At 66.4% G+C, this 6,417-nt stretch carries 6 protein-coding genes; all 6 read left to right on the forward strand.

Translation table 11 applies throughout. The features are described 5' to 3' along the window. Positions 1-855, forward strand: an 855-nt coding sequence (locus tag EN780_RS24885) for an ABC transporter ATP-binding protein (protein ID WP_133372703.1), incomplete at its 5' end; no start/stop codon positions are given. Then, on the forward strand, positions 855-1,772 hold the full coding sequence (locus EN780_RS24890; protein WP_128275603.1) for an ABC transporter permease: 918 nt from the start codon (positions 855-857) through the stop codon (positions 1,770-1,772). The genes EN780_RS24885 and EN780_RS24890, both read left to right, overlap by 1 nt. Further along, the gene (locus EN780_RS24895; RefSeq protein WP_128275604.1) at positions 1,769-2,569 is read left to right on the forward strand and encodes an ABC transporter permease; all 801 of its coding nucleotides are present in this window, start codon (positions 1,769-1,771) and stop codon (positions 2,567-2,569) included. The genes EN780_RS24890 and EN780_RS24895 overlap by 4 nt, the downstream gene beginning before the upstream one ends. Before the next feature lie 21 nt (positions 2,570-2,590). Next, positions 2,591-4,177: a gamma-glutamyltransferase gene (gene ggt / locus EN780_RS24900; protein ID WP_127287003.1), complete on the forward strand. Its 1,587-nt coding sequence runs from the start codon at positions 2,591-2,593 to the stop codon at positions 4,175-4,177. Positions 4,178-4,248: 71 nt separating this feature from the next. Continuing rightward, positions 4,249-5,778 carry an acyl--CoA ligase gene (locus EN780_RS24905; protein ID WP_128275605.1) on the forward strand — a complete coding sequence of 510 codons (1,530 nt, stop codon included), beginning with the start codon at positions 4,249-4,251 and terminating at the stop codon, positions 5,776-5,778. Next, the coding region (locus tag EN780_RS24910; protein WP_133372704.1) for a 2-dehydropantoate 2-reductase at positions 5,778-6,417 on the forward strand (640 nt) is incomplete at its 3' end. The genes EN780_RS24905 and EN780_RS24910, both read left to right, overlap by 1 nt.

Genomic DNA, 6,417 nt, shown 5'->3' on the forward strand with positions numbered 1-6,417 from the left:
CCGCCGCACCGGCGCAACATCGGCATGGTGTTCCAGAACTATGCGCTGTTCCCGCATATGAATGTCTTCCACAACATCGCCTTTCCGTTGAAGCAGCGCCGCGTCTCGACGGCGGAGACGGCCGAGCGCGTCGAAAAGGCGCTGGACCTCGTGCAGTTGAAAGGGCTCGGCGAGCGCCGCGTCGACCAGCTTTCCGGCGGCCAGCGGCAGCGCGTGGCGCTGGCCCGCGCCATCGTCTTCGAGCCACGCATCGTCCTGATGGACGAGCCGCTTTCGGCCCTGGACAAGAGCCTGCGCGAGCACATGCAGATCGAATTGCGCAATCTGCATCGCCGGCTGGGCATGACGACTGTCTACGTCACCCACGACCAGCGCGAGGCGATCACCATGTCGGATCGCATCGCCGTCATGAACGCCGGCTGCATCGAGCAGATCGACAGGCCGGAAGTGCTCTACGCCGCGCCCAAAACGCGCTTCGTCGCCGGCTTCATCGGCGATTCCAAATTCATCCCGGTCGAAAGCCGCAACGGCAGCGTCTGGTATGAGGACAGGAAGATCCGCATGACCTCTGCGGCGCCAGCCGCCGGCTGCCATCTGATGGTGGTGCGGCCGGAAAAGTTGCGCCTCGTCGCCGACGCTCAGCCGGCGGGTAGCATCAATGTGATCCCGGCGACCGTCGGCGACGTCATCTACCAGGGCGACAGTTTCGCTTGCTATGCCACTCTGCGAGACGGGCGCCAGGTGACGCTGCGCGACTATTGCCGCAGTGACGTGCTGGCAAAGCTGCCAAGGCCCGGCGAGCCGGTCAATCTCGGTATCGATGCCGAGGATGTGGTGCTGGTGGCGGCGGACTGATGAGCGTGCAATCCGCCATACTGCCCCATGCCGGCGCCCCGCCGCTCAACGCCGATGCGTTGCATGCCGATGCGCGCCGCGAATCCTTCGGGCTGCTGGCGCTGCTGTCGCCCGGCCTGCTGCTCGTCTTCGCCGTCATCATCGTGCCGATCGGCTGGCTGTTCTGGCTGTCGCTGTTCGACGAGACCGGCGCGCTGAGCGCTTCGAACTACGCGTGCTTCTTCCAGCAGCCCTCCTACATCAAGACCTTCCTCACCACCTTCAAGGTTGCCTTCGCCGTCACCGGCGCCTGCGTCGTGCTCGGCTATCCGCTGGCCTACATGCTGTCGCAACTGCCGCGCCGCGCGGCCTCGATCTGCCTGATCCTGGTCATCCTGCCGTTCTGGACCTCGGTGCTGGTGCGCACCTATGCCTGGCTGGTCATCCTGCAGCGCAAGGGCCTGATCAACAGCTGGCTGATCGACCTCGGCGTCATTAGCCAGCCGCTGCCGCTCGCCAACAATTTCGCCGGCGTCATTATCGGCATGACCCACATCATGCTGCCGTTTCTGGTGCTGCCGCTCTACGCCTCGATGAAGACGATCGACATCGATTGCCTGCGCGCCGGCATGAATCTCGGTGCCAGCCCGGCCGCCACTTTCCGGCAGATATTCTTCCCGCTGTCGCTGCCCGGCCTCGCCTCGGGCGTGGTCATCGTCTTCGTGCTCTGCCTTGGCTTTTTCGTCACGCCGGCATTGATGGGCGGCGGCAAGGTCATCATGTGGGCGATGCGCATGGAGCAGACCACCAGCCTCTATTCCAACTGGGGCGCGGGCGCCGCACTCGGCGTCGTTCTGCTTGCCGTCACGCTCGCCCTGCTCGGCCTGTTCCAATGGCTGCTCGGCGCGCGCGCCACCGGCGTCTGGAGCTCGCGATGAGCATGGAAAATGCCCTGCCCATATCGCACCGGCAACGGCTCTGGCTCTATGCGCTCGGAGCGCTGGTCCTGCTGTTCCTGATCGCGCCGTCGGTCATCATCGTCATCATGTCGTTTTCCGGCTCGACGCTGCTGCAGTTCCCGCCCGAGCAATGGTCGCTGCGCTGGTACGAGAGCTATTTCGGTTCGGTCGAATGGCGCGATGCCACCGTCGTTTCGGTGAAGGTCGCTGTGATGACGATGATCGTGGCGACGCCGCTCGGCACCGCCGCCGCCTATGCCATCAATGCCGGCACGCTTCGGCTGACCGGCGCCATCAACGCGCTGCTCACCGCCTCGCTGATCATCCCGGTCATCCTGATCGGCATCGGCACCTTCTTCCTCTACGCCCGCATCGGCCTCAACAACACGCTGACCGGCCTCGTCATCGCTCACACTGTGCAGGCCCTGCCGCTGGTGGTGCTGACCGTTGTTTCCGGCCTGCGGTCCTACGACATGAGCCAGGAGAAGGTGGCGCGCAGCCTCGGCGCCAACCGCTTCTCCGCCTTCCTTCAGGTGACGATGCCGCAAATCCGCTTCTCGATCGTGTCGGGCGCGCTGTTTGCCTTCATCACCTCCTTCGACGAGGTGGTGGTTTCGCTGTTCATCTCCGGCGGCGAAACCACGACGCTGACGCGCCGCATGTTCAATGCGCTGCGCGACCAGATCGATCCGACCATTGCCGCCATTTCGACTTGCCTGATCGTGCTATCGATCGTCTTGTTGTCCGCCGCTCAGCTTTTCGGCCGCGGACGTTGAATGCAGGGATACCGTAACAGCATGCGTGATTTTCAGTTTCCCGGCCGCTCGCCGGTCCGCGCCACCGAAGCCATGGCCGCGACCTCGCATCCGCTCTCGACCCTCGCCGCGATCGAGATGCTGCGCTCCGGCGGCAATGCGATGGACGCCGCCGTCTGCGCCGCCGCCGTGCAGGCCGTGGTCGAGCCGCAGTCGACCGGCATCGGCGGCGACTGTTTCGTCCTCTACTGTCCGAAAGGCCAGGGCGAGGTGCTCGCCTTCAACGGCTCGGGCAGGGCGCCGGCGGCGGCGACCGTCGACTGGTATCTGGAGAAGGGCTTCAGCGAATTGCCGAAGCAGGGCCCGCATGCGGTCACCATTCCGGGGGCCGTCGACGCCTGGTGCAGGCTGCTGGAGGATCATGGCCGCAAGGGCATCGCCGACGCGCTGGCGCCGGCGATCCACTATGCCGAAAACGGCTATGTCGTGCACGACCGCGTCGCCTTCGACTGGAAAGATCCCGAGACCGATCTGTCGGCCGACGAGGTCGCGGCGCGCATCTTCCTGCCCGGCGGCAAACCACCCAGGGCCGGCGACGTCCATCGCCAGCCGGAGCTTGCCGAAACGCTGCGCATCATCGCCAGGAAAGGCCGTGCCGGCTTCTACGAGGGTGCGGTGGCCGAGGACATCGTCGGTCGCTTGCGCCAGCTCGGCGGGCTGCACACGCTCGACGATTTCGCTTCGACCAAGGGCGACTACAAGGCCCCGGTTGGCATCTCCTACAAGGGCTACGGCATCCATCAGATGCCGCCGAACAATCAGGGCCTGACCGCGCTTTTGATGTTGAACGTGCTCTCCGGTTTTGAGCTTGGCGGGCTCGACCCCAATGGCGCCGAGCGCCTGCATCTGGAGATCGAGGCCGGGCGGCTGGCTTACCGCGACCGTGATACATTTCTCGGCGACCAGGATCATGTCGCCGTCCCGGTGAAAGAGCTTTTGTCCGCCGTCTATGCCGACCGGCTGCGCGCCGCCATCGACCGCGAACGCGCCATGACCGATTTGCCGCGCCTCGATCTGCCGGGCAGCGACACGGTCTACATCTCCGTCGTCGACCGTGACTTGAACGCCGTCAGCTTCATCAACTCGACCTACTATTCCTTCGGCAGCGGCGTCGTCAGCCCAAAGACCGGCGTCGTGCTGCAGAACAGGGGCACCAGCTTCCGGCTCGATCCGAAACATCCGAACGCGATAGCGCCCGGCAAGCGGCCGATGCACACCATCATGCCGGGCATGATGACGAAGGACGGCCGCGCGGTGATGCCGTTCGGCGTCATGGGCGGCGGCTACCAGCCTTTCGGCCATGTCCATCTTTTGACCAATATGATCGACTTCGGCATGGACCCGCAGCAGGCGCTGGACGCGCCGCGCGTCTTCTACAATCACGACGTCGTCGAGGCGGAGCGAAACGTCCGTCCCGACACAGTTGAAGGCCTTCGCCGGCGCGGCCATCAGGTGGTGGAGCCGGATCACCCGCTGGGCGGCGGGCAGGCCGTGCTGATCGACTGGGAGAAGGGAACGCTGACCGGCGCTTCCGATCCGCGCAAGGATGGAATGGCGCTCGGATACTGATGCCGGCGGCTTCACGATTGTGTGCTGCCGCTCGGCTGGATTTTTGCAGGCTGGAAAGATAGTCGGTGACCATGACCAATACCGCTGACACCGTGGACCTTGCGCACCGCCTCGCCCCCGGCGCCGCTGACGCGCCGGCTGTTTCGGCCCCTGACAGGCCGACGCTCACCCATGGCGGGCTGCGCCGGCTGATCCGCGAGACGGTCGCGAAGCTGAATGCGCTCGGCCTCGGCCGTGGCGACCGCGTGGCCATCGTGCTGCCGAACGGACCGGAGATGGCGGCCGCCTTCCTCGCCGTAGCGGCGGCGGCCTCGACTGCTCCGCTCAATCCGGCCTACCGGGCCGACGAGCTCGATTTCTATCTCTCGGACATCGGCGCCAGGGCGATTCTGGTTGCCAGGGATGAGCACGGGCCGGCGGTCGAAGTCGCCGAGCGTCTCGGCATCCGCGTGCTGCGGTTGCTGCCGCCGGATGACGCGCCCGCCGGCAGCTTCGCCATCGAAGGCGATCCGGTCGGCCCGCCCGTCGCGTCGGGATTGGCAGCGGACGGCGACATCGCGCTGCTTCTCCACACTTCCGGCACCACCTCGCGCCCGAAGCTGGTGCCATTAAGCCATGCCAATCTTGCCGCCTCGGCCGCGCATATCGGCGCGACGCTCGGCCTGACCTCGGCCGATCGCTGCCTCAACATCATGCCGCTCTTCCACATTCACGGGCTGATCGCGGCTGTGCTGTCCTCGCTCGCCGCCGGTGGCAGCGTCTTCTGCACGCCGGGCTTCAATGCGCTACGCTTCTTCCACTGGCTGGGCGAGGCAAAGCCGAGCTGGTACACGGCGGTGCCGACCATGCATCAGGCGATCCTGCCGCGCGCCGCGCGCAATGCGGAAGCGCTTGCGGCGGCACCGCTGCGCTTCATCCGCTCGTCCTCCGCGTCCTTGCCGGCGCAGGTGATGGCCGAGCTGGAGGCGACCTTCGGCTGCCCGGTGATCGAATCCTACGGCATGACCGAGGCCGCGCATCAGATGGCGTCCAACCGCCTGCCGCCAGGCCAGCGCAAGCCGGGCAGCGTCGGCGCCGCGGCCGGACCGGACGTAGCTGTCATGGCGCCGGACGGACGGCTGCTTGACGCCGGCGAGACCGGCGAGATCGTCATTAGCGGCCCCAACGTCACCGCAGGCTACGAGAAGAATCCCGACGCCAACGCCAGCGCCTTCGCCCACGGCTGGTTCCATACCGGCGACCAGGGCGTGCTCGACGAGGATGGCTATCTGCGCGTCACCGGCCGGCTGAAGGAGATCATCAATCGCGGCGGCGAGAAGATCTCGCCGCTTGAGGTCGACGGCGTGCTGATGGACCATCCGGCGGTGGCGCAGGTCGTCACCTTCGCCATGCCGCACGACAAGCTCGGCGAAGAGGTCGCGGCCGCAGTCGTGCTGCGCGAAGGCCAGAGCGCCAGCGAGTCCGACATACGCGGCTTTGCGTCGACTCGGCTCGCCGATTTCAAGGTGCCGCGCAAGGTGCTGATCCTGGACGAGATCCCGAAGGGCGCGACGGGAAAATTGCAGCGCATCGGTCTCGCGGCAAAACTCGGGCTCGGCTGATGCGCGTCACCGTGTTCGGCGCCGGCGCCATCGGCGGCTATCTCGCCGCCAAGCTGGCAGCCGCAGGCACAGTCGATCTGTCGGTCGTGGCGCGCGGCGCGCATCTCGAGGCGATCAAGGCCGATGGCCTCAGGCTGATCGAGGGCGAGAGCGAGATTGCCGCGCCAGTGAGGGCGGCCGCCCGCGCGGAAGAGCTCGGCGTGCAGGACTATGTCGTGCTGGCGCTGAAGGCCCATTCGCTGGCGCCGGCGCTCGACCAGATCGCACCGCTGCTTGGACCGGAGACAGCGGTCGTCACCATGCAGAACGGCGTGCCCTGGTGGTACTTCTACAAGGCCGGCGGCGCGCTCGAAGGCACGCGCATCCAGGCGGTCGATCCCGGCGGCACGATCTGGCAGCGCATCGGCCCGCAGCGCGTCATCGGCTCCGTCGTCTATCCCGCCGCGGAGGTCGATGCCCCCGGCCTGATCCGCCATGTCGAGGGTACGCGGTTCTCGCTTGGCGAGCCGTCCGGCGAAAAGAGCGAGCGCGTAACCGCGCTGGCGCGCGAGATGGTCAAAGCCGGACTGCAGGCGCCGGTGCGCGAGGACATCCGCTCGGAGATCTGGATAAAACTCTGGGGCAATCTGTCCTTCAATC

This window comes from Mesorhizobium sp. M4B.F.Ca.ET.089.01.1.1 (assembly GCF_004022605.1).
Taxonomy (GTDB): domain Bacteria; phylum Pseudomonadota; class Alphaproteobacteria; order Rhizobiales; family Rhizobiaceae; genus Mesorhizobium; species Mesorhizobium abyssinicae.